Raw genomic sequence first — 24,620 nt, forward strand, 5'->3', positions numbered from 1 at the left:
CAGCGAAAATAATAATAATTTCTTCTGCGGATCTGGGGTTATGCGGAGGCCAATCAGGGTTATTCTGCTGGTGCTGCCTCCAGCAGTGGCCTGGCTCTACGTAAACAGCCTCCTCAGCACGGCGACGAACCCGCTGATGTGGGCTTTAAGGGCCGTCTGGGGCGCCCTTATCATGGCAGGCGCCCTGGCCCTGAGCGTGGGGCTGGCGCTGTGGAGCAGGAACCTCGTCACGCCTGAGAGGGGCGAGGACGGCGTCATCACCGGCACCGCCGGCGTATTCGCTTTCGCTATGGCTGTCGGCCACGCGACCACGCCCATACCCCTGGCCTCGCTGCCCGTCGCCGACAAGCTTGCGGTGAGCGTGGCGCACAAGGGCGCCTTCGTTGCCTGCGTCTACTACTCGCTGCTCAGGCCCCCGGTGGAGAGGGCTAGGGCGGCTGCTAGGGCTCTGGAGGCTCTAGGGTTCAAGATAATCGACACCAAGGTGCAGGTAATCACCGCTGGCAAGCCCATGCCGGTGGAGTACGCTGACGGCTTCGGGACAATCGTGATGGAGAGGGACTGGAGGGGGAGGGAGAAGGCGAGCTTCTACCCCGTCACCGGCCGGGGTGGGAGGGTGTACATCATATCCCTGCCGGCGAGGCACCAAGCTGAGCCCAGAGCCGTCAGGGAGGCGGTGAACAGGCTCCTCTCGCTGACGAGGCCTCCAGCGCCGAAAGAAGGGATCGTGATAGGTGAGTACGAGGGCGGCGGCGCCCTATTCCTGCCGTTCAACACGCACGTCGGCGTGTTCGGCATCACGGGGGCCGGGAAGAGCTCGCTGCTAGCCCTGATAGCCCGGGACCTCCCCGAAGATGTTTTGATCATCGACTTCTGGGGCGAGTACACCGGCTTGTACGGGTTCCACGTGGCTAAGCCCGTCGACCCCATCGCGGAGCTTTCGGCGGAGGAGGCCGCCGAGATACTGGACAACAGCGCTGAGCTGGTGTGGGGCGAGGACGGCCGCTTCACCCCGATCGTCTACAACGTGGTGGTGCAGGCCGTGCAGCGTGTGGCTGAGCGGGGCGTGGAGGCCACGGCCGAGGCGCTTGTGGCCGAGCTGAGGGCCTGGAGGGCCAGGGAGTCTAGGCCCGACGTAGCGGCGGCGATCGACGCCGCGCTGCGCCGCGTCTCGCTGCTGAGTGGCGGGGGCTTCAGCACGAAGCTGAGGCTCGGCCGCACCGTGCTGGACCTGAGCGGATTGAGCGACTACGCGAAGGTCGCGGTGGCGAACAGCATACTCCACCGGCTCCTCAAGACCGGGGCGCAGCGAAGGCTCACCGTCATATTAGACGAGGTCCACCGCCTAGCGCCCCTAAAAGGCTACTCGAGGCCCCTGGAGAACCTGCTGAGGGAGGGCAGGGCCCTGAACATCCGCGTCGTCATGGCCGACCAGACCCTCACCGCCGTCAACTCCGCGGCGGTGTCTCAGTGCGGGATGCTCATCATCTTCCAACACAACCCCGCAGACCTGCCCATCTTGCAGCGCATGCTCGGTAGCATGGCAAGCGTCGTCACATCGCTGCAACCGAGGGAGGTTCTCATCTGGCACAGCGGCGGGTGGAGGAGGGGTATAATACACGAGGCTCCCATGCTCACGCCCAAGGGAGTAGCTGCGGTGCAGGCTAGGCTGGAGGGGGCGGCGAGGGCTGTGGCAATAAGGCACAGGGTGAGGGCCGAGGACATCCTCACATTGTATGAGACGAGGACGAGGCCCGAGGCATTGGAGGAGCCCCTCAGGAGCGCCTACAGGGAGTTCCTCGCCAGGATCGGGGAGCTTGAGGGTGGAGAGTAGCGCGTCGCCTGCGAGTGCAGTCGTGGCTGGAGGGCCGGTGAACGCCGAGCCGCCCAGCGGGGACGCGGAGAATCCGGCCGCAACGGCATCCGCGGCGCTACAGCCGCCCCTCGACCTGCACCTCGATAATGTGAAGCACCTAGGCATCGGGCTCGAAAACGGCCTCGAGGTCCCGGCATCGCCCTGGAACCGCCAGATCATCGCAGGGATTTCCGAAAGCTCCCCTAGAGCGGCGCACGCGGAGTCCAGGAGGCTGGAGGAAAGCACCCCAAGACCTGCGACCTCGAAGCGGAGGAGAAAAAAGAAAACTATAAATATAACTTCTCCTAGAATTATTCTAGACCGCGGAAAAGCCCGGAGCAGGCCGGTGAACGAGTGAGCCGGCCAGGTGCGCCGCGGCCAACACCGTGCTTCCCCGAGAAAACTGGCGCCGCACAGGGGCGCCTGCACTCTCGGGGAAAAGAGAGTGGGCGGGAGGAGGCAGGCTCAAGCCAGCAGGCAAGCCGCGCCCAAGCCACCCGCGGCCCAGCCCGGCGGCGACGCCGGGCAGAGGAACCCGCGCGGCCCCGTAAAGCCCCAGGGGCTGCGGCGCCTCACAGGCGTAGCCCGCCACCCCCTCGCGGGGGCCCGGCCGCACGACTCTGGGGAGGGCTGCGCGGGACCCGCCTGCAGGCGGGCAGTGACCCCTCCAGTGCGGCTCGTAGCCTAGGGTGGGGGGAGCGGCCACGGGTGGGGGCAGAGCGGCTAGCCTGCGCGTAAAGGCAACTGGCCCCGGGCACCTCTCCACTGCCTCCAGTGCACTAGCGCTTAGGGGGGAGAGGCGGCCGGGGCCTGGACAGCCCGAGAGCGAGCCCCTTAAAAACACCCTTTTTTACCCCCTACAACCCCACCCTCTCGCGCTCCTCCGGGACGCGGCGGGACTGGGGTTGTAGGGGGAGCCGGACCCCCCGCGAGGGGGGCGGCGGGCTACGTCCGTGAGGCGCCGCGCCCCCAGGGATCCACGCGCGGGCTCCCAGCGCGGCAGCGGAGGCGTGAAGGTGCCGGCACGCGGGGCCGCGCTCCGCTCGTAGGGGCCCGGCCCTGGGCCGGTAGTGCCCGCCCGCAAGCCGGCTGCCCGAGGCCCGCGCCCCGCTCCGCTCGTAGGGGCCTGGGCGCGGGCTAGGGCGGGGGGCTCTGCTCTCGGGCTGCCCTACCCCGCCGCCCCCTGGCAGCCGGCCCCCCGCCCTCGGGGGTGGACGGGCCGCAACCGCAACGGAGGCGGCGCCACGCCCTGGCTCCGCGTTGGGGGTGCGCGGGGCTCTGGGGTGTGGCGCGGGGGGACGCTCTCAGCGCCGAGCCCCCCACCACTGGCCGCCTGCTGGCCCCCTGGTGCCTCGGGGTGTCTGGGGAGGGGTTGGGCCGGGTCACAGGCTGTGTGAGAGTGTATACGTGCCTGCGTGCCGCGTGCTCTGCGACGGCACAGCATGCTGTCCTCGAGCCGCTACGGGGCTGCCCGTGCGCTCCTCCCCCGCACCTCACCTCTCCGGGGGTGGGGGCGGATGGGGGGAGCGTATGGGTAGCCCCCATAGTAACAGCAAATTAGCGGTCGAAGGGTACAGGGTGCTGAAATTCGAGGCGGAGCTGCCTGAGGAGCTCAGGGAGTTCATCGAGCGGGTGTACCAGCCGAGAGCATCGATGCGCTACTGGCAGAGGCTGCTCGGCCTCGACAGCGAGGAGCTCGAAAGCATGTGGAAGCAGGTTCCCTGGAGCTACAGGGACGCCTTCGACAAGGTGGTGGCGCCGAGCACGCCGAAGAGGAGGAGCTACCTGCGGTTCCCGCTGTTCTCTTGGACGCTGAGACGGCAGGGAGCAGACCTTCAGGAAGGCGAGCTGGTCGTCAGGGTCTACGGGAAGGCATACAGGATCCCTCTGCCCGAGCGCGGCTTGGGGTGGCTTCAGAGTCAGGAGGATGTGTGCAGGGAGTCTGGAGGGAGGCTGACTAGGTACGTCGCTATCAAGGGGGATGGAGAGATAAACATCATACTCCACTGCTTCCACAGCTTAGGCGTGGAGGAACTACTTGAGAACCTGGAAGTGATCGCGGTGGTCGACATCAACAGCTCGCATGGCTTCTACCTCCTCGCGTACGACCTGCGGAGCGGCGGCTTCAGGATCCGGCGCTTCAAGGTGCCTGAGGTGAACTGGAGGAGGATCAAGGAGCTGCAGCGAGCCGCGGCTAAGTCCAGGAAGCCGGGCGCCTGGGCCACCGCGAGGTGCGCGCTGAAAAAAGCCTACAGGCGACGCAGGGCCGCGCTGCTGAAGGCTGTCGCGGAGGCGGCCAAGGAGCTCCGGGGGAAGAGGGCTATAGTCTTCGTGGATGTACCGTTCGACGACTCTCTGAGGAACAATGGCCTGCAGCGAACACTGAGGAGCTTCGCGAGGAGGCTGGAGAACCTCCTCGGGTTCCACGGCGTCCTGGCGATCGAGAGGACTCTGCCCTCGAAGCGCTGCCCCCTCTGCGGGGCCAAGCTCGAGGAGGTCAGAAAGAGGAGTGAGACGAGGGTGATGCGTTGCACGTGTTGCGGCAGGGAGTTCGAGCGCGACACCGTGCCGGCGCTTCACGCATTAAAGCTGTTCCTCGACGAAGCCGAGGTCGAGGAGCTGGCAGGGAAGCTGGCGAAGCGCTACGGCCTCCAGCGACCACAGAGCAGCTAGAGGCCCCGGCCCGCGGTTGGCCGCTGCGGTGCGCGGCGGCCGCCGGACGCTCCTCCCCGGAAGCCCCGCTAGGGGCAGGCCCGAAGAGGGCGATGCCTCGCCCCCGTGGGGCAACCCCGAGGCTGAAGAAAGATGACGAAGAGTTAAGGGGGGCCAGCAGGGGGCAGAAAAGGAGGAGCGGCGACGGAGACCCCTCCACCGACAACGTTTCATACCCCGCTAGGTACCCGGAGGTCATCGCAGTCGCTGCGGTAGACAGCTCCTACAATGTCGCCAGCTGGAGCAGCGACGGGCCGGAGGTCGACGTAGCCGCGCCTGGCGTGAACATCCTGTCAACCTACCTCAGGAACGGCTACGCTACCCTCAGCGGCACCTCGATGGCCACCCCCCACGTCACGGGCGTTGTGGCGCTGATCCAGGCTCTGCGGCTGACCAGCGGGAAGTCCTTGCTGACGCCTAGCCAGGTCTACGACGTTCTGACGAGCACGGCGGTTGACATAAACGCCAAGGGCTTCGACGTTTTCACGGGTTACGGTCTCGTAGACGCGATTGCGGCTGTGAACAAGGCCTTAAGCCTGCCCTAAAAAAAAGCACATATTTCTCTACTCTGAAATTCTCGCTTGTGGATTTTGACTCCGGGTACAACCCCCTGCTTCTCGGGGAAGGGGTCAGGCGCATGGTCTCCCGCGGTGAAGAGAGGAAGTACTACAGGTTCAGGGGCGGAAAGTGGTACGGGGGAATCGCCACCGCGGACTGCGTCGGCTGCAACTTGAGGTGCGTTTTCTGCTGGAGCGGGGAGCCGAGGGACAGGCCGTGGCTGAGCGTGTGGAGGTTCTATACTCCAGAGGAGGTGTACGGAAGGCTCCGCTCGATCGCCCTGAGAAGGCGGTACAGCCAGATCAGGATCTCGGGGAACGAGCCCACCCTAGCGTGGCAACACCTTTTGCGTGTGCTCGAGCTCGTGGAGGAGGACGGCCTCTTCACGTTTATACTCGAGACGAATGGCATCGAGCTGGGCGCCGACAAGGGAAAGGCGAGGGACCTATCCAGGTTCACCAGGGTTCACGTGCGCGTGTCGCTCAAGGGCGCCTCTCGCGAGGAGTTCCACAAGCTCACGGGGGCGAGGCCGGAGTTCTTCGACCTGCAGCTCAGCGCGCTAAGGCACCTGGCGGACTACGGCGTGCCCGCGCACCCAGCGGTCATGCTCTCCTTCTCCTCACAGGAGTCCGTTAAGCGCCTCGTGGAGGAGTTGGGGGAGATACACCAGAGCTACGCGCGCGAGTTAGAGGAGGAGTACGTGTTTCTGTACCCCCATGTCGTCGAGAGGCTTAAGAAGGCCGGCCTCACACCCAGGGTTGCTTACCATCCGGACGCGATCCCCGAGGAGCTTATATAAAAAGGTGAACATGAGGAAAGTTTATATAATGATTTCTGGCAACCCTTATAAGTGATGGAGGAGTACGACGTAGCCGTCGTGGGTAGTGGCGTCGTCGGCCTCATGGTCGCCTACAACCTCGCCCACTTCAAGCTAAGGACGCTGGTTTTAGAGGCAAACCCTGAGCCGGGGTGGGGGGTTTCGAAGGCGCACGCGGCGATCGTTCACGTGGTCCAGCTCCCCTTCAAGTCTGTGAAGAGCAGGATGGCCCGCGAGGGAAACAGGAAAATGTTCCTGATAGCAGAGAGGCTGGGAGTCAGGTACGTGAAAACCAGCACCCTCGTGGTGGCTACCAAGTTGCACCACTTCCTGGCGATGCCGTTCGTCGCCCTGTACCTGAGGCTCAACCTCGGGAGAGATTTCCCAGTCAAGCTGAGAGGAAGGCGGTACCTTAGGCAGGCGGAACCTAACCTTACGAGGAAGGCTCTCGGCGCTATCGAGGTGTACGGGTACGGCTGCGTGGACAACTTTGACTTGCTTTATGGGCTGTACGAGTTCGCGAAGGCCAACGGCGTCGAGTTCAGGTTCGGGGAGCGGGTTGTCAGCGTTGAAGACAGGGTGGACGGGCTGGAGCTGCGCACGGATAAGGGCAACGCCTTCAAAGCGAAGTTCCTCGTGAACGCTGCCGGTCTATGGGCAGACGAGCTGTACAACAAGCTGGGCGACAGCGTGGAGCTCGAGCTCGGGAAGGGCGCGATGCTGGTTTTCGACAGGAAGGTTACGAGCCGCTTCGTCTCCCCCCTTTACCTAAAACCCGACCCGAAGACGAAGGGGGGTGCTATAATGTTCACAGTCGACGGGAAGGGGCTCTGGGGGCCGAACCTAAGGCCTGCTAGAGACAAGAGCGACGTCTCGGTTGACGAGGAGGATGTGGAGGCTCTGCTGAAGAAGTTCTCTCCGCTTCTCGAAGCACCTCCGGGTACTCCGATCAAAGCTTACGCTGGCATAAGGCCGATCCCTCCCGAGAACGACTTCAGGATTACCTACTCCTCTAGGACGAAGAGGATTGTGCACGCTGTCGGTACGGAGTCTCCAGCCTTCACGGCGTCTCCTGTGATAGCCGAGAAGATCCTCGAAATGCTCAGGGAGGCGGGCCTCAGGCTCGAGAAAAAGGAGCACGTCGTCGAGAGAGCCCCCTTCAGGAGGCTCAGGGACAACCCCAAGGCAGGTAAGGGGAGGGTTGTCTGCCCCTGCAACCTCGTGACCGAGGAGGAGGTCAGGGAGGCCGTCAGGAGAGGCTCAAGGACGCTTCAAGGAGTGATGTTCAGGACCGGGGCCGGGATGGGGCTGTGCCAGGGCTCAAAGTGCATGGCCGAGGTTCTAAGGATAATAGCGGACGAGCTGGGCGTTGACCCGGAGGAGGTGACCTTAAGGGGTGAGGGGTCTTGGCTGGTAAGAAAGAGATGAGGAGGGCCCTCGTAGTTGGAGGCGGCCTCGCTGGCATGGCCTTCGCGGCGACTTACGGCGACGCCGTGGTCTTCGAGGCCAGGAAGCAGCTAGGGGGCTTCTTCGCGAGCGACGAGTTGAAGGTGGGTGAACACAGCGGCAGGGAGCTCGTCGAGGGGCTAGCAGGTCGCGTGCGGGCACTACTAGGGGAAACGGTCTTCGAGTCTGAGGGCAACGGTGTGTGGAGCGTGGGCGTCAACGGCGCAGAGTTCCACGAAGGCCTACCCGTGCTGGCTACAGGCTTCAGAGAGAAAACCCCTGTGGAGCTGGGGGTATACGGCTTTCGGCCCGCAGGTGTTTTCCCCCTAACAGCCGCATGGGACCTCGTGAACATGGGGTACTCTATCGGCGAGAGAGTTGTCGTGTACGGCTTCAACCACTACTCGCTCTCGCTCATAGCCAAGATCCACAAGGTCTGCGAGAAGCTGGTCGTCGTCTACGACGAGGAGAGCTACGTTCACAAGCCGGAGGAAGCCGGGGACTACGGCGCTGAGTTGGTAAAAGGAAGGGTCCTGTACGTCGAGGGAAGGCAGCGCGTCGAGAGGCTGAGAACATCTGCTGGCTACGTTGAAGCAGATACGCTGGTGCTAGCCAAGCTTGCCCCTCTAAGGTTGCTTAACGCAGAGCTCGCCGTAGGCAACGCTGGGATGGTGATCGAAGATCCCGCGAAGGTTGCTGAGAGCGCGAGGCTCCTCGCGCTCACGCTCACCGAGGGGGGTGAACTAGGGAGAGTCCACGGAGAGGTCCCCGCGGTCCCGAGCGTGTTCTCCGTGAAGCACCCGTACGTGATGGTCGGCGTACCCTCCGGCGTCAAGCTTGAGGTGGCTGGCAGAGTGTTCTCAGCGGAAGAGCCATATCCTGTCGTGGAGTTGCCGCCCGAGAGGAAAGTGGTCATCAGGGTGGTGTAGTGTACGGTGTGATAGACGTCGGAACGACGGGCGTGAAGCTCTCGGTGTACGACTCTCAGGGTAACCGCGTTCACTATGAAAAAGTTGTCTTGGGGTTCGAGAGGCTCCAGGGCGGTCTGGTCGAGCAGAGCTCCCAAGAGCTCGTCAGGACCGTTAAAGGCTTAGCGAGGAAGGCGCGAGAGCTGGGCGCCAAGAGCCTCGGGGTCTCCGTGTACAGGGCTTCCGTTGTCGCGTGGGACAGGAGCGGTAGACCGCTGACAAACGTCATCACGTGGATTGACGGCAGGGGGAGGAGCGTGGTGGAAAAACTGCCCATCACAGCTAAGATGCTTTCACGGCTGAGCAGACCCCTCGCCTACATACTCAGCCCAGACTCACCAGCGGTGCTCATGAAGTGGGTCTACGAGAACATACCAGGCTTGTACGAGAGGGTGAAGAGCGGAGACGCGTTCGTGTGGACCCTCGACTCGTACCTGCTTTACACCTCCTCGGGAAAGTTCATCGCGGATCCGTCGAACATAACCCTCACCGGCCTCGTCCACCCGAAGAACTTCGATGAAATAGGCCTGGTTTACGACATCCTGAGGCTTCCACGCATCCGCCCCGAGCTCGTCGACAACGTGGGGGACTTCGGTAGCATCGAGGGCTTGGAGCTAAAAGCATTCATAGCGGACCAGCAGTCCGCCGCCCTGGGCCTCGGCGCGGTCGAGAGGGGGAGGGTGGAGAGCGTCCACGGGACAGGCAGCTTCATGGAGCTCTGCACGGGGAATTTTGTCATGCCTCCGGCGGGCCTCATACCAGTCGTGCAAGTGAAAGTAGGCAAGACTCTGAGGTACGGTGTAGAAGGCTTCCTCAGGACCTCCGGCTCAGTGGTGGACTGGCTTCGAGACATCGGCTTCTACAGCAGCTACGAGGAGATGGAGAAGCTGGCAGGCGAGGGCTCGCGCCGCGCGCTGATCCTCCCATCCTTCGGGGGCTTGAGGGTCCCTAAAGCCCAGAACGCTGCGGGCATGATGTTGGGCCTCACGCTGGGGACAAGGAGGAGCGACGTGGTAGCCGGGCTAGCTTGGGGGGTTGCGCTATACATGGGGTACATTCTCCGCATGATGGAGCAGGTAGCGGGACGCCCCGAAGAGCCCTTGTGGGCGGCTGGAGGCTTTTCGAAGTCGGACGTCTTCCTCCAGTTCCTCGCGGACGCTACAGGCCTAACCGTCGCGAGGCCAGCCGATGTCGAAGCCAGCTCCCGAGGAGTGCTGAAGCTCCTCATGCTCGCCGATGGGTCTTCGGGCGAGGAAGCTTTCGGGCACCCCATGCCAGCTTCCGCTGTGTTCGCCCCCAAGCTCGACGAGGACGCTCGGAAGGAATATATGTCGAATTTTAAAGATATTGTGGAGGCGCTTCCGGAATGGGAGGAGAACATCTTTCTAAGGAGAAGTTCGTAGAGGCGGTTGAGAGGGAGTTCCCAGGCAGAGTCTCTAGGGACGAGACCACCCTCAAGCTTTACTCTAGGGACTACTGGCCTCTTGCCCTGCTACGAGAGACGAGAGGCGAGGCCCTCCCAAGGCCGCTTCTGGTTGTGTGGCCCGAGTCCGCGGAGGAGGTTTCGAAGCTTGTGAAGCTCTGCAACGAGTACAGGGTGCCGTTCGTCCCGTACGCCGGGGGCTCAGGCGTCATAGGGGGTACGATGTGCGAGGGGTGTGTGGTCATCGACGTCAAGAGGATGAACAGGATCCTCCGCTTCTCAGAGGAGGATGCGCTCGTAGTAGTCGAGTCGGGCGTGATGCTCAAAAAGCTGGAGGAGTTCTTGAACAGCAAGGGCTTCACGCTTAGGCACATTCCGCAATCCTTCCCTGAGGCGGCTGTAGGCGGGCTCATAGCTACAATGAGCACCGGCCAGTTCAGCACGAAGTACGGGGGGATAGAGGAGCTCGTGATGGACCTCGAGGTTGTGGCCCCCGACGGAGGCATCATCCCCTTGAGGAGAAGCATCGTCCCGAGGGCGGCGACGGGCCCGGAGCTTAAACGACTTTTCATCGGGAGCGAGGGACAGCTTGGAATCATAACGAAGGCCGTGCTGAAGGTCTTCCCCCTGCCAGAGCACCAGTGGAAGAACGCGTACGCTTTCCCAGACTTCGAGTCCGGTCTTCGCGCGGTTCGAGAGATGATGCTCACTGGTGCCGTCCCGGCGGTCGCGAGGCTCTACGACAAGGACGACTCCGCAGCCAGGTTCCACGACGCCCGGGACACGCTGATCCTGATATTCGAGGAGAACTCCGAGGAGATACTCAATGCTAAGGTTTCTGAGGCGCGGAGAATCGTCGCGAAGCACGGGGGCAAGGAGGTCGGGGCAGCCCCCGTGGACAAGTGGCTGGAAACGCGCTTCGACGTGATATCCGAGCTGAAGAAGCTCGTCGTGCCCCTCAACCTATGGTTCGACACGATCGAGACCGCTGCCACGTGGAGCGCGCTGCCCAAGGTCTACCGAGCGTTCAAGGAGAGGGTGAAGAGGGTTAAGGGCGTCTACGCCGTGCTGGCGCACGCGTCGCACTTCTACACGACAGGCGCTTGCATATACTTCACGCTGACCTACGAGGCGGACGAGCAGACGTACTGGCGTATGTGGGAGGAAGCCGTGAGAACCCTCCTCGAGACCGGTGCGACGATAAGCCACCACCACGGCGTCGGCCTCCTGAGGGCCAAGTGGGTCGCTGAGGAGCTGGGGGCAGGCTTACAGTACCTCAAAAAAGTAAAGCGGTGCCTAGACCCCCAAGGCCTCGCGAACCCAGGGAAGTGGATGGGTGATTAGCCTTGGTGAGCCTCACAACGTTGCGAGCCATCAAGCTTACCCCCACCCTTGTTGCACGGTTCGCCACCCTCCCGTTAAGAAAGGTCAAAAACCCCTGCCTATACTGCCCCGGAATATGCCTCACCGCATGCCCGACGTTCACTTACTCGGGTAGCCTTGCCCTGAGCCCCCTCGGATACGCCCGCGACAGGAAGCTCGGCGTGGAGAGGTGCGTGAAGTGCTGGAGGTGCGTAGACGAGTGTCCCCTGCACTTCCCCCTCCTAGAAACCTACTGCGACACCCCGGTAAAGCTAAGTGCCCAAATCCTCAAGGAGGGAAAACCTCTGCTGGTCGCCTCAGGGAGGCTGGAGAGCGAGCTTGGCGCTAAGCTGGCTGAAAGGTACGGGCTGGGGCTCGCGGTGGTAAGCGGCGTCGAGGAACGCTACGATCTAGGGAAACCGCTCGAGCCCAAGTCGTTGTCGGAAACATTAAAGAAGCTCCGCCCGCATGAACCGCTCGCTCTGTCACCTGAAGTCGCGCACGCTCTAGGAATACCTTTTGTACTTGAGAGGCCTGAGCTCTTCGGTCAGGTAAGCTTCACAGGTAAGGTCCACCTCCCCTGCCTTCTTCGAAGCAGGAGAGAGGGACTACTGAAATCCCTTGAAAGGCTAGGGGTTAACGCCACGTTGCTGGACGCGGAAACGTGCGTGAAGGTTTCAGTGGACAGCGAGACCCTATACCTATGCCCTAGGGCGTCCCCCCAAAAGGCTAAAACGATATTCGAGTTGCTGCTCTAAGCGCATACTTAAACTCTTAAACTAAAAAGTTTTTAATACACTTTTGGCGCTTAGAACACGTGGTAGAAACTCGTTCTAAGCTGATCCCTCCTTTGGAAGACCTGAACCCCTCAACATTCAGGGAGTCCTTCAGGCGCATACTAGCGTTCAAGGAGAGCTCTGGGCTGGAAGCGGTTCTGGACAACCCGCCCGACCTCCTCGAGAGAGCCAAGCTCTACGCGACGAAGTTCAGAAACGGTGCTCTGGGCTGGGCCAGCAACATCTGGAGCAGGTCCGCGGCGAACACGGTAGTGGTGAACAGCGACGCGGAGCTTAGGCAGGAGCACAAGCTACTCATGCAGAGAGTGCTCGAGCACGTCCTAGCTCAGGGCCCGCTCATCAAGGTGGACGGCTACTACGGGAGGCCCGGCAGCAAGGTGCAGATGCACACGACGGTGTACGTCGACCCCCAGTTCCCCGACCTCGCCTACAGGTGGAAGCAGCTCGTGTTCCCAGCCCCGCCTGACGAGAAGCCCGAGGCAGAGCTCATCGTCGTGCCGCACTACCTCGGCAACCCCCTCATACCCGGCACCAACAGGCTGATGGCCATCCTCGTCTTCCCCCACCACAACCTTACGATAATCACCCTGTCTAGCTACCAGGGGGAGATAAAGAAGGGAGCCCTGCGCCACTGGATCTATCACGTATACAAGAAGGGTTGCACCGGCGAGCACGCGGCCCTCAGGGAGTTCACGGTGAACACGGTCGACGGCTCTTGGAGGAGGATCACGCTCGTCATCTGGGGCCTGACGGGCTCAGGCAAGTCCACGCACGGCTTCTACACGTGGACCCCCAGGAACGCCCGCGTGTACGTGGAGAAGTTCGGCGTGAACCCATTGGACTACGTGAGAGACCAGAAGATACGCAACGACGACATAGTCGCGATATGCGAGGACAGGGTCTACGGCTCGGAGCGCGGCGCCTGGGTGAAGACCGAGGACCTGACACCCGAGCAGGAGGCGATGTGGAACGCCTGCATGAGCCCACGGGCCCTGCACGAGAACACGGAGTTCTCCAGCGACGGAAACCCCAGCTTCGAGGGGAAGCTCTTCCAGTACTTCGGAATGCCGAACAGGAACGCGAGGTCCGTGGTGTACCTCGAGGATACAGGCTACTTCGACGGCCAGGTCGACTCCGACGGGCCCATGAACACAGCCGTTTTCCTGTCCCCAGGCTACTTCACAGACTACGCCTGGGTCAAGCTGAACACCCCGGAGTTCATAGCCAAGGCGCTCGCCGACGGCAGGACCGTCGGGCACCCGGCGCAGGCGCGAGAGCTCGTAGGCAAGGTGAGGTTCGTCCCCCGGTACTCGGAGTTCACAATCGGGGTGGGCGACGACGCCCACGTTCTAAGGTTTTACGGCTTCCTCAAGAAGTGGCAGGAGAGCGGTCACAGGGTGGACGTCTACATGTGGAACACAACCGGGAGGATAGTGGCGCAGTACAGGTGGGGGGAGGTCAGGGTCGGAGACAGAACAGTGAGGGTGCCAGAACCGGTGCTCGAGGTGCGGGATGGCATCCCTAAGCCCGTCGGGGGCACGCGCCCCACGATAGAGGAGACGGAGCTCTTCCTCCTGCAGGCGAGCCGCGGAGCAGTTAAGTGGAAGCCCCACCCCGTATGGGGTGAGCGGGTCCTCGTCCCAGCTGAGGTCCCGGGCATACCAGCCGACAGGCTCAAAGAGCTGGACCCCACTTCCTACCTCTCGATGGACGAGTTCAGGGAGCTGCTCAAAGCCCAGGTGGAGTACAGCAAGCTTGTCCTGCAGCAACTCGGCATGAGGCTCCCGGAGGAGATTCTGACGGCTATGGATTTCTGACCACGAAGTTTTTAAGCCTAGGGCTCCCATGGGAACCTGTGCGCTCGAGAGACATGGCCTTAGCCGGGATAGTGGCGGCGCTTTACGCGGTTCTAGTCTACGTGCTACCCTTCGCCTCGTTCCTTTTGTGGCAGGTAAGGGTTGCGGACGCCCTTATCGCCTTGTCCACCGTGCTGGGATACCCAGCGGTGCTGGGCGTTGCTGTGGGGTGCTTTATAGGCAACATCCTCGCCGCGCCTTGGGGAAACCCCGCCCTAAGCGCCTTCGACGCCGTCTTGGGAAGCCTCGTGAACCTCGCAGCCGGGTACGCGGGCTACAGGATCTCCGGTAAAGGCGGTAGGAGAAGAAGGTTAGCGGCGTTGATCACTCAATCTCTGATGGTGTCGGTGGGTGTCGGATCCTACCTCAAGTACCTGCTTCTGTGGGCTTTCGGAACCGATATCCCGCTCCTCTTGTCCATAGCGGGTGTACTACCGGGGTCGTTGATCTCGATAGTAGTCCTAGGTTTCCCGCTTTCCTTAGCCGTCGAGAGATCAATCAGGGGAAGCCCATTTAGAGCAGACCAAGCTTCATAGCGCTAGCTGAGAGTTTAGGGCGACTTTTCAGCCCTCGTCTTTTTGTGCCCTGACACGCCTATCTCCGCTCAGCGTACGCTACTGAGCTCCTCACGCGTCCCCGCGCTCTTGAGCAGCTTCAGCGCGGCGTCACCGCACGCAAGCCCCTCAGGCTTGCAGCCCAGCAGCGCTAGAAGTTTGCAAGCTCTCTCGGTGAGGTAAACGTAGCGCACGTTGCCGAGAGTAGCCTCCTCCACGAGTCCCAGGGAGCGGAGCCTACCAAGTGTTCTTGCGATGTGAGCCATGTTCCTCGTGCCGAAAGCCCGGCTCACGGGCTTAGGCTGCTTCAGCCGCAGCAGCTGCTTCACGAGGCCGGTGAGCTCCAGCCACTTAGCAACGCTGCCCCAAACCTCTCCGTCGACCTCCACCATCACTCCGAAGAGAAGGCGCCGGGATAAAAATCTTGTCACATGGGCTGTGATTACAGGCTGCTGCGCCGTGATGACGTTGACTGAGGGAAGGGAAAGAATAAAAGTGCAACAGGCCAGTTTATTGGCTGAACGCTCATGGCGTTTTCCGACACGATCAGGCCTTCGAGGCTGTCAATGCTTTCAAGGTACTCTTTCCCGCCTCTGCTACTCCTTCTGATCCAGCTTAGGCCTCTAGAGGCGCACGACTGGCTCAACCCTCTGCTAGCCTACGGCGCTTACAGCCTCCTCGGCCTCCAGCTCGGGTGGAGCGAGAGGTTCTTCACCCTAGTAACGTACGCGTACGCGCTAGCCCTCTACATCACCGGCCTAGCAACGCTTGAAGAATCCCTGAGGCTCTCACTGCTCCTAGTAGCGCCAGTCACCCTGGTGACCATCGAGGTTGAGAGAGCGTTCACGGAGTACCGGGTGTCAGAGGTGGGGGTTGAGGTTCGGGGTGTAAGGCCCGATTCGTTGCTCCCGCGCCTCGACACGAGAAGGGTACTAGCGCACACCGTCACGAGCGTTAAAACCCACTACCCTCTCCTCTCGAGGATTCTAGGGAGGAGGTACGTGGACTTAATTGTAGGAACGCAGCACGGGAAGGTCGTCCTAAAGGGTATTCCCTCAGCCTCCGACTTCCCCGCACGGGCTGTCAAGGCGCTTGACGAGCAGCCTCCCACTGTCGCTTCGAGCAGCTTAAGCATAACCTCCGTCGGCGAAGGGTTCGAGGTAAAAAGCACGTTCAACCCGAGCTTGGCCGGCTCCGCTCTAGCCGACTTCTACCGCTTCATCAAGTTCTTCTCGTGGGAGCACAGGGCCAGCCTCAGACTCGAGCACTCCGCTACCGGTCAACCCGCTGGAATCGAGGGGAGCGAAGCCAAGCCCAAAGAAGAGGAGGCCTCCAGGGGCCGCAGGAGGAACCGCATCGAGAGGCTTCTCTAGAGGTGAGAGCCCATGGACGAGCTGGACGTGAAAGTAAAGAAGCTCTTCGGCGAGTACGCTGTCGACAAGCGAGTCGCCAGGCTAGGGATCATCCCGCGAATCCCGGCCTTCATCAGGGAATACCTCGTGGCTCGCCACTGCCCTGAGCCCTCACCCGAGTGCCTCAAAGAGGTTGCCAGCACGGTGAGCGAGCTTTACCCCGACCCCAGGTCGCGGGAAAGGTTCCTGGGTAAGCTGAAGGGGGAGGGCCGGCTCAAGCTGCTGGACGAGTACCGTGTTCTCGTTAACCTCAAGAAGAACGTCTTCCTGCTCCAAGTCCCGTCCCTGAGCATCAACGACGCCTTGGTGCGCGAGGAGATCATCCGTGCCAACGAGAGGCTCTACTCAGGCCTTTGGGGCGTGGGGGTGCTCGCTTACGAGCCTTCCCTCCAAACCCGGTACCCGGGCGTCACCCCGGTTATTATGGAGGACTTCGAGCCCTTCCAGGCTTACGAGATTGACCTTAAGCTCCCCAGCGAGGCCAGGGAGGCGCTGAGCCTAGACGAGTGGGTTGACCTGATCGTTAGAAGCGCTGGGCTTAACCCTAAAGCGTACACGTTCCAGCAGAAGCTCCTCCTGCTAGCCAGGCTCATCCCGCTGGCCGAGTCGAACGTGAACATCCTGGAGCTAGGCCCGAGAGCCACGGGTAAGACCCACACGTACCGCGAGCTCACGTACTACTCGAGGATTTACTCGGGCGGCATAGTGACCCCGGCTAAGCTCTTCTACGACGTGAGGAGCAACATACCCGGAGACCTTGTGATCAACGACGTGGTGGTGTTCGACGAGATAAGCAAGATCAAGTTCTCGAACGGAGACGAGGTAGTTGCGAAGCTCAAAGACTACATGGTGGACGGGTACTTCGAGAGGGGAGCTTACCACCCGAAGAAGCCAGCCGCATGCTCGCTCGTCTTTATAGGGAACATTGACCTCGAGAGGATCGCCTCGCACTACAGCCTCGCAGGCTACCTTCCCAGGTTCATGCAGGACACAGCCTTCCTCGACAGGATCCACGGCTTCATACACGGGTGGGAGCTACCCAAGATCATGAAGAGCGAGGAGCACCTAGCCCAGGGCTACGGCGTCGCAGCGGACTACCTAGCGGAGGTGCTTCACATTTACAGGCAGGTGAGCCTGGAGCAGGAGGTTGAAGGGCTCTTCGAGATGGAGGGGAGGCTCACAATACGCGACGAGAAAGCCGTCAGAAGGCTCCTCTCAGGCGCGCTGAAGCTCCTGTTCCCCCACAGGCAGTACAGCAGGGGAGAGCTCGAGCGCGTAGCCCAAGTATACGTCGACTTAAGGAACAACGTCTCGCAGATACTGACAGCCCTCTCCCCGAAGGAGTTCCCGAGTAAGAAAATAAGCGTAAAAATTAGGGGTTAAGCTACTTCCTGCCCTGCCTGCCAAGAGCCTTGAGGAGCTCGAGAACAACACCCAACCCGCGCTGCACCTCGGGGTCGCTAAGCGCTTTGAGAAGCCCCAAGAGGCCGATGGGCTGCGGCTCCTTTGGCAGGGACTTCAGGGCCTCCACCAGCACCGGTGCCTTCTCCTTTAACGCCTCGTAGTCGACACTCCCCAGGAGCTCCAGGATGTCGTCGATGTGGTCGAGCAGCTTGAGCGTGCCTGGCGTCAGTAGCAGCGACGACAGTCTGCCGATGAACTCGGGGTCGAGCAAGTCCTTAACAGTATCGAGCAGGCCCAGCTCGTTGGCCCTTACGAGCACCTCCAAGGCTTTGTTCAGCGCCTCAGCCTGCTCAGGTGTTAGCTCGGCTTTCACGCTCACCACCCCTCACCCCTCTTGATGAACTCGTCAGAAGCCTCGAAGTACGCCTTGAACACAGGGCTCCAGAACTCAGGGTACTTGATTGCGCTCCAGTAGGTCGCCACGAACAGGTCTTCCATCAGCCTCTTGAACTTACTCAGCCTCACCGGGATAGGCGGGTGGTCGTAGTCGCTTATCACGAAGCCACCCTTCCCGTCGAGGATTATCGGGCAGTTCGTTCTCCCGCTGTACTTCGCGTCGTACCCGAGCAGCCTCGCGGCGACGACCTCGGCTTGAAGGTGCGCTGTCACACCGCTCTTAGAGGTTGGAGCGTTCGTGCAGTCTCCGATCGCGTACGCGTCGTCGAAGCCCTGAATATTGCTCGTGTACTTGTCGATCTTTATGTAGCCAGACCCGTCCTTCACCTCCGCGGGGCTGACCGCGTAGCTCGGGCCCTTGTGGGGCGGGATGACTGTAGCCACCGTGAAGGGAATCTCCTCCCCCTCGAGGCTCACCAGCTTCCCATTCTGCAAGTCGATCTCGTTCACCGTGAAGAACGTGTGGAGCTCAATGCCCCTCTGCTCGAGCTCCGGCTCAATTATGTCCGCGATGACCTTTGAGGGATACGCGTGCGGAACAGGAACCGCCAGCACTACCTTCACTTTACCCGCTAACCCCCTGCTCTTGAACAACTCGCTTGCGAGGAAGGCTCCCTTGTGGGGACCGGGAGGACACTTGTAGATAGGGTCAGCTATTCCGATGACGAAGCTACCCTCCCTTAAGCCCTTGAGTGCGTCCCACAGCTTTACCGCATCCTGGGGGCCCGCGTAGAAGTCGCCAAACCGCTCGAGGAGCTCCCGGTGCCCGGGGATAGCGTCGTAGTCGAGCTCCGCCCCGCTGGCCAGAACAACCACGTCGTAGCTGAGCTTCCTCCCGCTCTTAGTCGCGACTATACGCTCGTTGAGGTCAACGCTGACAACTTCATCGTTAACGAAGTTAACCCCGCTCTTGAGCAGGGACGGGATGGGTCTCAGGAACTTTTCTGGAGAGACGCCTTTAAAAGCCACCCAGAGGTTCCCAGGCTGGAAGTGGTGGTGCTGGCTTTTGTCTACGACCGTGACTTCAAACCCGTGTGGCTGAAGCAGGTTCGCGAGGATAGCTCCCCCTCCGCCGCCACCAACAATAACTACCTTTTCACCGGACGTGAGAAACACCCGAAAAAGCTACTTTTTAGCGGTTACCTTTATGACCGCCTTTATGACGCCGCCCTCCTCTGTCAGGGAGACGAGCTCGTTCTTGGTGCGCTCAACCCAAGCCTGAACGTCGGGCTTGAACCCGGGGTCTGTCGCAAGTACGATGATCACGTCACCGTTCTGGGCGTTGCGGTAGGCCCTCGTCAGCGCCGAAATGGGCCCGGGGCAGGCCATCTCACGTGCGTCTACGGTTATCTCAGGCATACGCCCCATCTTAGATGAATATTACTTCGTACTCGGCGGTCTCCTTCATGAAGAATGTTGCTCCGACGATGTCGTCCACTATTGGGTCGAGGTGCTCCTTCTTAAGCCCCAGGGCCTCCGCTATCAGCGAGCACACGTACACCTTCACGTCGCCGATCTCCTTCGCCTCCTTCAGCATGTCGTACCAGCTGGGAGCCTTCATCTTCTCCAAGCCTTTAAGCAGGCCAGGGACCATGTCCTCGAACTCCTTGGGGAAGCGCGGCTGAGGCTTGTTCTTCGTGAAGTAGGGGGTCGCGAAGCCGGTCACGAAGATGCGTACAGGGACGCCTAGGTTAGCCGCAGTCTGAGTGAGAACGCCGAGGGGTATGAACTTGTCAGCTGTGCCTGAGAACATTATTATTGCTAAACCTTTTGTCATCTTCGGTCAGTTACATGAATATAATTTGCTACATATATTTCTTTATGTCAATAGAATAATACTTATTTTATTTTTATCAGGTAAATGCCGAAATATCAGTATTGCCGGTTCTCCTCATCCCTTCCTTGGGTTAGGAGACCCTCTTCTCATCCTCCGAACACGTGGCAGAAAGAGGTTATTTATAGGCTTTTTCTGGGGAGACTAGATGAATAGTAGGACGAAAGCCGCTGCGATAAAAGCTGTGGCGAGCTTCCAGGCCACGTAGGAGCTCCTCTTGAATTCCCCCTTAAATAGACCCTTTAGCAAAACGGCGGCTATAGCTGTAGCTAAGACTGCGAGAGCGGCCGCAGAAGGTGTAGAGTACACTCCTCGTAGCCACATTAAGGCGAGGTCGGCGACGACCAGCGCCAGTGCGGTGAGGGAGGCTACTAATCCTGCCTTCTCTCCCAGAGCCACGGGAAGCATCGGAACTCCTGCTAGCCTGTAGTCCTCTGAGAAGTAAGTAGCGGCTGTCCAGATGTGCACATAGCTCCAAAGGACAACGAGCGTGGCAAGCAGGGCAGCCTCGAGGGAAGGCTCGCCCGTCGCAGCAGACCAACCGCCTAGGACGGGCATGGCTCCAGCCGTTCCGCAGATCACGACGCTCCACGGAGTTTTCCTCTTCATGAACTTCGTGTACAGGAAGCTGAAGATCAGGAAGCCGAGTACACCGAAGAAAAGGACCCAGACGTTGATTAGGGAAGCCAAGACTAAACCAGCCGCGACCGTAATAGCTGAAATCCATAGAGCCTGACGCGGCGTCATCCTACCGGACGGGAGAGGCCTGTGGCGCGTTCTGGGCATTATGCTGTCAATATCCATGTCGAACAGCATGTTGAACCCTGTGGCTCCAGCCACGGTTGCGAACAGAGAGATCGATACAAGGGTTAATGCTCGGAGATCTATGTTAAAGCCAAGGGGTTTAATGTAGGCGACGACGCCGGTTAAAACAGCCATGAGCGTCTGCCGTAGCTTGAAAAGGTCGGCGATGTCCCGGATCCTCACATAGTGCACGCAATGTGCAGAAACTTAAACCCTCGTGTTTAACAATTTATATATTTAGTGCTTCATGCGTTCCAAGGCTGACCTCAACGCATCGTAGAGCTTCCCTACTTCTCTGACGATCTCATCAAGGTACTCCTGAGCCCTTGAAGTGTCGAATGATACTTCACCCTCCGTTGGCGAGTAGTTCAGGATGGTACCCGGGATGGGGTACGACTGCACCCCCTGGGACGCCAGGAACACCTCCTTGGGGCTGTAGAGCTCCCTTTTCACGAGCTCCGGCCTTGCCGCAGCGACCAGCACCGTCTCATCTGTGGCGGCGTGACCCCCCTCCTTACCGAGGATGCGCTGAGTAAGCCCCCTCTCGCGCGCTAGACGCCACCAGTCCACGAGGAGCACTGCGAGCCTGTGGTCGAGCCACGCGCGCCTAGCGGCGCTGTCGAGGGCCGAGGTGTTCCCGCCGTGACCGTTGAGGATAACCGCTATCTTGAAGCCGTGAAGCGACAGGCTCGCAAGGATGTCGTAGACTAGGTTCTCGAGGACATCCGGCCTCACGCGTATCGACCCGGGGTAGCCGTGAAGGCTATTGGTCACACCGTAGTTCACCGTGGGCAGGATGACGGCATTCAGGCGTTCAGCCAGCCTCTCCGCGATGAGCTCCGGAATAATGCAGTCCGTGCCGAGCGGAAGGTGCGGCCCGTGGGGCTCGACAGTGCCGACGGGGAGTATTGCCGTGTCCAAGCCCTTGGCGAGCAGTTCGCGTACCTCTACGTACGTCATCTCCGCTAGCCTGCGCGCAGGCATGAAAACAGCCACGAGCACGCTGGATATTTGCGTTACGCACCCAAAATGGGTCTAGGAGAAGGTCTCCTCCTCCCACCCGGTCGCGGGGAACACGCTGACGTCGGAGGGCCTCACGCTAAGCCTTACCCTCTGACCTGGCGCGAGGTCCAGGGCGGGGTCGAGGAGGGCGGTAACCCTCTGCTCGCCGACCCGGACCTTCACCTGGTTGAACATCCCGATGAACATCACCATCTCGACGACGCCCTCAAGCGAGTTGGAGCCCTCGCCGCCGACGCTGAAGTCCTCAGCTTTCACTATCGCAACGGCTCTCTCACCCTCCCTGAGCTTGTACCCAGGTGCGAGGCGGCCCTCCACCACCTGGCCGTCCACCCTGAGCTTGACGGCGTCGCCTAGGACCTCGTGGACCGTCCCCGCGAAGTAGGTGCTCCTCCCTATGAACGTGGCCACGAAGAGGTTCGCCGGCTTCGAGTAGATCTCGCGCGGGGTCCCGACCTGGAGCACCCTCCCCTTGTTCATCACAGCTATCCGGTCGGCGAGGCTCATCGCCTCCTCCTGGTCGTGCGTCACGTAGAGGGCCGTGATCTTCAGCTCCGACTGGATCCTCCTAATCTCCTCCCTCATCTCCAGCCTGAGCTTGGCGTCGAGGTTGCTCAGGGGCTCGTCGAGGAGCAGAACCCTCGGCTCCACCACCAGCGCCCTAGCCAGGGCGACTCTCTGCTGCTGCCCCCCGCTCAGTTGTAGTGGGTAGCGATCCTCCATGCCCTCCAGCCGAACGAGCCTCAGCGCCTCGCGCACCTTCCTCTCGATCTCCTCGTCGGTCAGCTTGAGCTGCTTGCGCCTAACCTTCAGGCCGTAGGCAACGTTCTCGAAGACCGTCATGTGAGGCCAGAGCGCGTAGTTCTGGAAGACCATGGCCGTGCCCCTGGCGTAGGGCTTCACGAAGGTGACGTTCTCGCTGCCGAAGAACACTCTGCCCTCCTCGGGGACCTCGAAGCCGGCCACGATCCTAAGCAGGGTGGTTTTCCCGCACCCGCTCGGGCCGAGGATAGTGAAGAGCTCCCCGTCCCTCACCTCGAGGGTGACGCGGTCTACGGCCCTCACGCGGCCATACACCTTGCTAACTTCAACCAGCCGGATGCCCACCATGCCTCTACACCCCGATGAAGGCGTACCTCTGCTTTAGGACCCTCACCACGATCAGTATAGCCACCAGCTGTATAAATATCAGCAGCACACCCATCGCTGCCGCGATCTGCACGCCGATGGGAGAGCCGCCCTTATAGACGTTCATCATGTAGTACGTCATTGGGGCCTGCGAGGGGTTGAAGTTGCCGATTGTTATGCTCGTGCTAACCTCCGTGGCCATGTATATGAAGCCCAGGACGGCGCCGCTGAAGATGTAGGAGATGATGTAAGGCAGCACGACGCCGAAAACCACCTTAGCGCGCGTGGCCCCCAGGTTCATCGCTGCCTCCTCGAGGCCCACGTGGACCTGCTGGAAGCCGGCGTACACCGAGCGCACCACGTAGGGTAGCTTGCGCACGCTGTAGGATATGACCAGCACGACCCAGGCCTGGAAAGCCCCTATGGAGGCTGGGTCCAGGGGGGTCCCGGCGAAGAGCGTGGTGAAGAAGTAGTAGTAGCCTAGAGCGATCACGAGCCCGGGGATTGCTAGAGGCACCGTTGCCAGCGTGTCCAGCAGGTTTGAGAGCCACGCGACTCGGATCCTGCTAACCCCGTACCCCACCATCACGGCGACAGCGACGGCGAGGATCACCGACAGCGCGGCGTACGTGATGGTGTTCCTGATGTAGGTGAACACAGTGGGGTCGAGGAAGAGGACCTCGAAGTAGCTCAGCGTGAAGCCGCCCGGGTTGATCTCGAAGCCCCTAGGGGGCATGACGTTGAACGCCAGGAGCGCGACGCCGAACTGCGGGAAAGCTGTCAGGAGCACCAGCGGGAATACTATGGCGTAGACGACGATCTTACCCGGTAGGCCCAGCGGGCGTAGCCTGGGCGATAAGCGACCCCCGCGGCTGATCATGGCGTAGGTCCGCATCCCCACGTAGTTCCTGATCGCCAAGAAGCCCACGACGGCCACGAAGAGCATGACGACGCCGAGGGCCGCAGACTCCGGGGAGACGATGCCCGTCTGAGTAACGAAGCCCCTGAAGATCTGCGCGCTCATGAGGTTCCACTCCTGGAAGATCAGCGGGGCGCCGACGTCCTCGAGGCTGAAGATGAACACTATTATGGCGCCTGCAACTATCCCGGGGAGAGCTAGCGGGAACGTCACCGTCCTGAAGAGCCTGAAACCCTTGGAGCCCAGGTTCTCCGCCTGCTCCTCGGTGCTGGGGTCCACGTTGAGGAAAGCGCTGTACGCGTTCAGGTAGACGATGGGGTAGAAGGAGATGATCTGCGCCAGGACAACCCCGACGAGCCCGTCCAGCCTGAGCCGCCACCCGAAGAGCGCCTGCGTCAGCATCGACACGGGCCCGTACTCGCTGAAGAGGATCTTAACGACGTATGAGTTGACGAAGGGTGTGACGAAGAGCGGGACCAGGGAGAGGATGCGGAGCGCCTCCTTGCCCGGGAAGGAGTAGCGGGCCAGCACGAACGCGATTGCAACGCCGAGCAGAGTTGCGGCGAAGGTTACGGCTGTCGAGAGGATTAGGCTGTTAACAAGGATGCCGTAGTTAATCCCCTTGATCACGTAGAGCGTGTAGTCTCCGAGCTGCAGCACTGACCACGCCGTCTCGCCCGGCAGGCTCTCAAGCCTCACGTATTCCCTCGCCGAGAAGATTCTCTGGAAGTTAGAGTACCAGGCTGCCCCCGCAGGCGCCCTGAAGGCGCTCACGAGCACGAGGGTGATCGGAGCGAGGAGGAAAACCACAAGGAACGCGGAGCCGAAAACCAGGAAGAACCACATCAAGGGGTCGAGCTCGTAGAGAGTGCTCCGCACGCGCCGCGAAAGTGAGACAACACCCCTGCGCGCCGCCCTCGCCTCCCCGAGTGCTTGCAGCCTCTCATAGAGGTAGCCCACGGCCGCCGCGGAGACGAACGGCGCCAGGAAGAGCGCGAGCGCCCTCGGTGCTCCGCCAGCGCCTATAGCCACTGTGAAGAAGTCGTAGAGCATGGAGAAAATCGCCAGGAAGCTGAGGCCGAAGCTGAACTTTATCCACCGGTAGTCGAAGCCCAGCTTGTAGAGCGCAAGGGCGGAGGCGAGGGCCAGTAACCAGAGGAGGGGGTCAAGTGAAGCGGCCAATGCCGGGGACAACGCATATAGTGCAACGTACGGGGAGGCGATGGAGAGACCTGCTACCCAGATGAACCACGGCTTAGCCCGCATCTTGCCCTGTCAGAAACCGCGCTCCCATC

General features: G+C 61.1%; 22 protein-coding genes and 1 pseudogene. 14 read left to right on the forward strand and 9 right to left on the reverse strand.

Annotated elements, in window-relative coordinates:
- Nucleotides 1–40: 40 nt before the first annotated feature.
- The 12 genes and pseudogenes from ACNO7C_RS06210 to ACNO7C_RS06265 all read left to right on the forward strand — a co-directional run bounded on the left by ACNO7C_RS06210 (nt 41) and on the right by ACNO7C_RS06265 (nt 14,330).
- Nucleotides 41–1,834: an ATP-binding protein gene (locus ACNO7C_RS06210; RefSeq protein ID WP_460024250.1), complete on the forward strand. Its 1,794-nt coding sequence runs from the start codon at nt 41–43 to the stop codon at nt 1,832–1,834.
- The gene (locus tag ACNO7C_RS06215; protein ID WP_460024251.1) at nt 1,824–2,213 is read left to right on the forward strand and encodes a hypothetical protein; all 390 of its coding nucleotides are present in this window, start codon (nt 1,824–1,826) and stop codon (nt 2,211–2,213) included. Before ACNO7C_RS06210 ends, ACNO7C_RS06215 begins: the two co-directional genes overlap by 11 nt.
- A gap of 1,172 nt (nt 2,214–3,385) precedes the next feature.
- Entirely contained in the window at nt 3,386–4,528 is a 1,143-nt protein-coding gene (locus tag ACNO7C_RS06220; protein WP_460024252.1) for a hypothetical protein, read from the forward strand.
- A gap of 176 nt (nt 4,529–4,704) precedes the next feature.
- Nucleotides 4,705–5,112: pseudogene (locus ACNO7C_RS06225) on the forward strand (S8 family serine peptidase); the annotation flags it as partial.
- 38 nt (nt 5,113–5,150) lie between these two features.
- Nucleotides 5,151–5,924, forward strand: a complete 774-nt coding sequence (locus ACNO7C_RS06230; protein WP_318537629.1) for a radical SAM protein — start codon at nt 5,151–5,153, stop codon at nt 5,922–5,924.
- A 54-nt stretch (nt 5,925–5,978) separates the two neighbouring features.
- Complete coding sequence (locus ACNO7C_RS06235; protein WP_460024253.1) at nt 5,979–7,370, forward strand: FAD-dependent oxidoreductase; 1,392 nt, start codon at nt 5,979–5,981, stop codon at nt 7,368–7,370.
- Nucleotides 7,349–8,317 carry a hypothetical protein gene (locus ACNO7C_RS06240; protein WP_460024254.1) on the forward strand — a complete coding sequence of 323 codons (969 nt, stop codon included), beginning with the start codon at nt 7,349–7,351 and terminating at the stop codon, nt 8,315–8,317. The genes ACNO7C_RS06235 and ACNO7C_RS06240 overlap by 22 nt, the downstream gene beginning before the upstream one ends.
- The gene (locus tag ACNO7C_RS06245) at nt 8,317–9,759 is read left to right on the forward strand and encodes an FGGY-family carbohydrate kinase (RefSeq protein ID WP_460024255.1); all 1,443 of its coding nucleotides are present in this window, start codon (nt 8,317–8,319) and stop codon (nt 9,757–9,759) included. Before ACNO7C_RS06240 ends, ACNO7C_RS06245 begins: the two co-directional genes overlap by 1 nt.
- Nucleotides 9,723–11,123, forward strand: coding sequence for an FAD-binding oxidoreductase (locus ACNO7C_RS06250; protein WP_460024256.1), 1,401 nt, complete (start codon nt 9,723–9,725; stop codon nt 11,121–11,123). Before ACNO7C_RS06245 ends, ACNO7C_RS06250 begins: the two co-directional genes overlap by 37 nt.
- Before the next feature lie 2 nt (nt 11,124–11,125).
- Nucleotides 11,126–11,899: a 4Fe-4S dicluster domain-containing protein gene (locus ACNO7C_RS06255; RefSeq protein WP_460024257.1), complete on the forward strand. Its 774-nt coding sequence runs from the start codon at nt 11,126–11,128 to the stop codon at nt 11,897–11,899.
- 59 nt (nt 11,900–11,958) lie between these two features.
- Complete coding sequence (locus tag ACNO7C_RS06260) at nt 11,959–13,755, forward strand: phosphoenolpyruvate carboxykinase (ATP) (RefSeq protein ID WP_460024258.1); 1,797 nt, start codon at nt 11,959–11,961, stop codon at nt 13,753–13,755.
- 38 nt (nt 13,756–13,793) lie between these two features.
- Nucleotides 13,794–14,330, forward strand: coding sequence for a QueT transporter family protein (locus ACNO7C_RS06265; RefSeq protein ID WP_460024259.1), 537 nt, complete (start codon nt 13,794–13,796; stop codon nt 14,328–14,330).
- Nucleotides 14,331–14,398: 68 nt separating this feature from the next.
- Here the strand turns inward: ACNO7C_RS06265 and ACNO7C_RS06270 are convergent, their stop codons facing one another.
- Nucleotides 14,399–14,740 carry a hypothetical protein gene (locus tag ACNO7C_RS06270; protein WP_460024260.1) on the reverse strand — a complete coding sequence of 114 codons (342 nt, stop codon included), beginning with the start codon at nt 14,738–14,740 and terminating at the stop codon, nt 14,399–14,401.
- A 135-nt stretch (nt 14,741–14,875) separates the two neighbouring features.
- Between ACNO7C_RS06270 and ACNO7C_RS06275 the strand changes: the two genes are divergently transcribed.
- Both ACNO7C_RS06275 and brxL read left to right on the forward strand, forming a co-directional pair.
- Entirely contained in the window at nt 14,876–15,721 is an 846-nt protein-coding gene (locus ACNO7C_RS06275) for a hypothetical protein (protein WP_460024261.1), read from the forward strand.
- A gap of 12 nt (nt 15,722–15,733) precedes the next feature.
- A complete protein-coding gene (brxL, locus tag ACNO7C_RS06280; RefSeq protein ID WP_460024262.1) occupies nt 15,734–17,143 on the forward strand; it encodes a BREX system Lon protease-like protein BrxL in 1,410 nt (469 codons plus the stop codon).
- Between the two features lies 1 nt (nt 17,144).
- Here the strand turns inward: brxL and ACNO7C_RS06285 are convergent, their stop codons facing one another.
- From ACNO7C_RS06285 to ACNO7C_RS06320, 8 genes are all read right to left on the reverse strand, one after another.
- The gene (locus ACNO7C_RS06285) at nt 17,145–17,543 is read right to left on the reverse strand and encodes a helical membrane plugin domain-containing protein (protein ID WP_460024263.1); all 399 of its coding nucleotides are present in this window, start codon (nt 17,541–17,543) and stop codon (nt 17,145–17,147) included.
- A complete protein-coding gene (locus ACNO7C_RS06290) occupies nt 17,540–18,736 on the reverse strand; it encodes an NAD(P)/FAD-dependent oxidoreductase (protein WP_460024264.1) in 1,197 nt (398 codons plus the stop codon). The genes ACNO7C_RS06285 and ACNO7C_RS06290 overlap by 4 nt, the downstream gene beginning before the upstream one ends.
- Before the next feature lie 9 nt (nt 18,737–18,745).
- The gene (locus ACNO7C_RS06295; protein WP_460024265.1) at nt 18,746–18,979 is read right to left on the reverse strand and encodes a sulfurtransferase TusA family protein; all 234 of its coding nucleotides are present in this window, start codon (nt 18,977–18,979) and stop codon (nt 18,746–18,748) included.
- Between the two features lie 10 nt (nt 18,980–18,989).
- A complete protein-coding gene (locus ACNO7C_RS06300) occupies nt 18,990–19,397 on the reverse strand; it encodes a peroxiredoxin (protein WP_460024266.1) in 408 nt (135 codons plus the stop codon).
- Between the two features lie 201 nt (nt 19,398–19,598).
- Nucleotides 19,599–20,441: a protoheme IX farnesyltransferase gene (locus ACNO7C_RS06305; protein WP_460024267.1), complete on the reverse strand. Its 843-nt coding sequence runs from the start codon at nt 20,439–20,441 to the stop codon at nt 19,599–19,601.
- 54 nt (nt 20,442–20,495) lie between these two features.
- Nucleotides 20,496–21,260 carry a creatininase family protein gene (locus ACNO7C_RS06310; RefSeq protein ID WP_460024268.1) on the reverse strand — a complete coding sequence of 255 codons (765 nt, stop codon included), beginning with the start codon at nt 21,258–21,260 and terminating at the stop codon, nt 20,496–20,498.
- Nucleotides 21,261–21,293: 33 nt separating this feature from the next.
- The gene (locus ACNO7C_RS06315; RefSeq protein WP_460024269.1) at nt 21,294–22,388 is read right to left on the reverse strand and encodes an ABC transporter ATP-binding protein; all 1,095 of its coding nucleotides are present in this window, start codon (nt 22,386–22,388) and stop codon (nt 21,294–21,296) included.
- A gap of 4 nt (nt 22,389–22,392) precedes the next feature.
- Nucleotides 22,393–24,591, reverse strand: coding sequence for an ABC transporter permease (locus ACNO7C_RS06320; RefSeq protein WP_460024270.1), 2,199 nt, complete (start codon nt 24,589–24,591; stop codon nt 22,393–22,395).
- Nucleotides 24,592–24,620 lie beyond the last annotated feature (29 nt).

Source organism: Infirmifilum tikiterense (assembly GCF_054696565.1).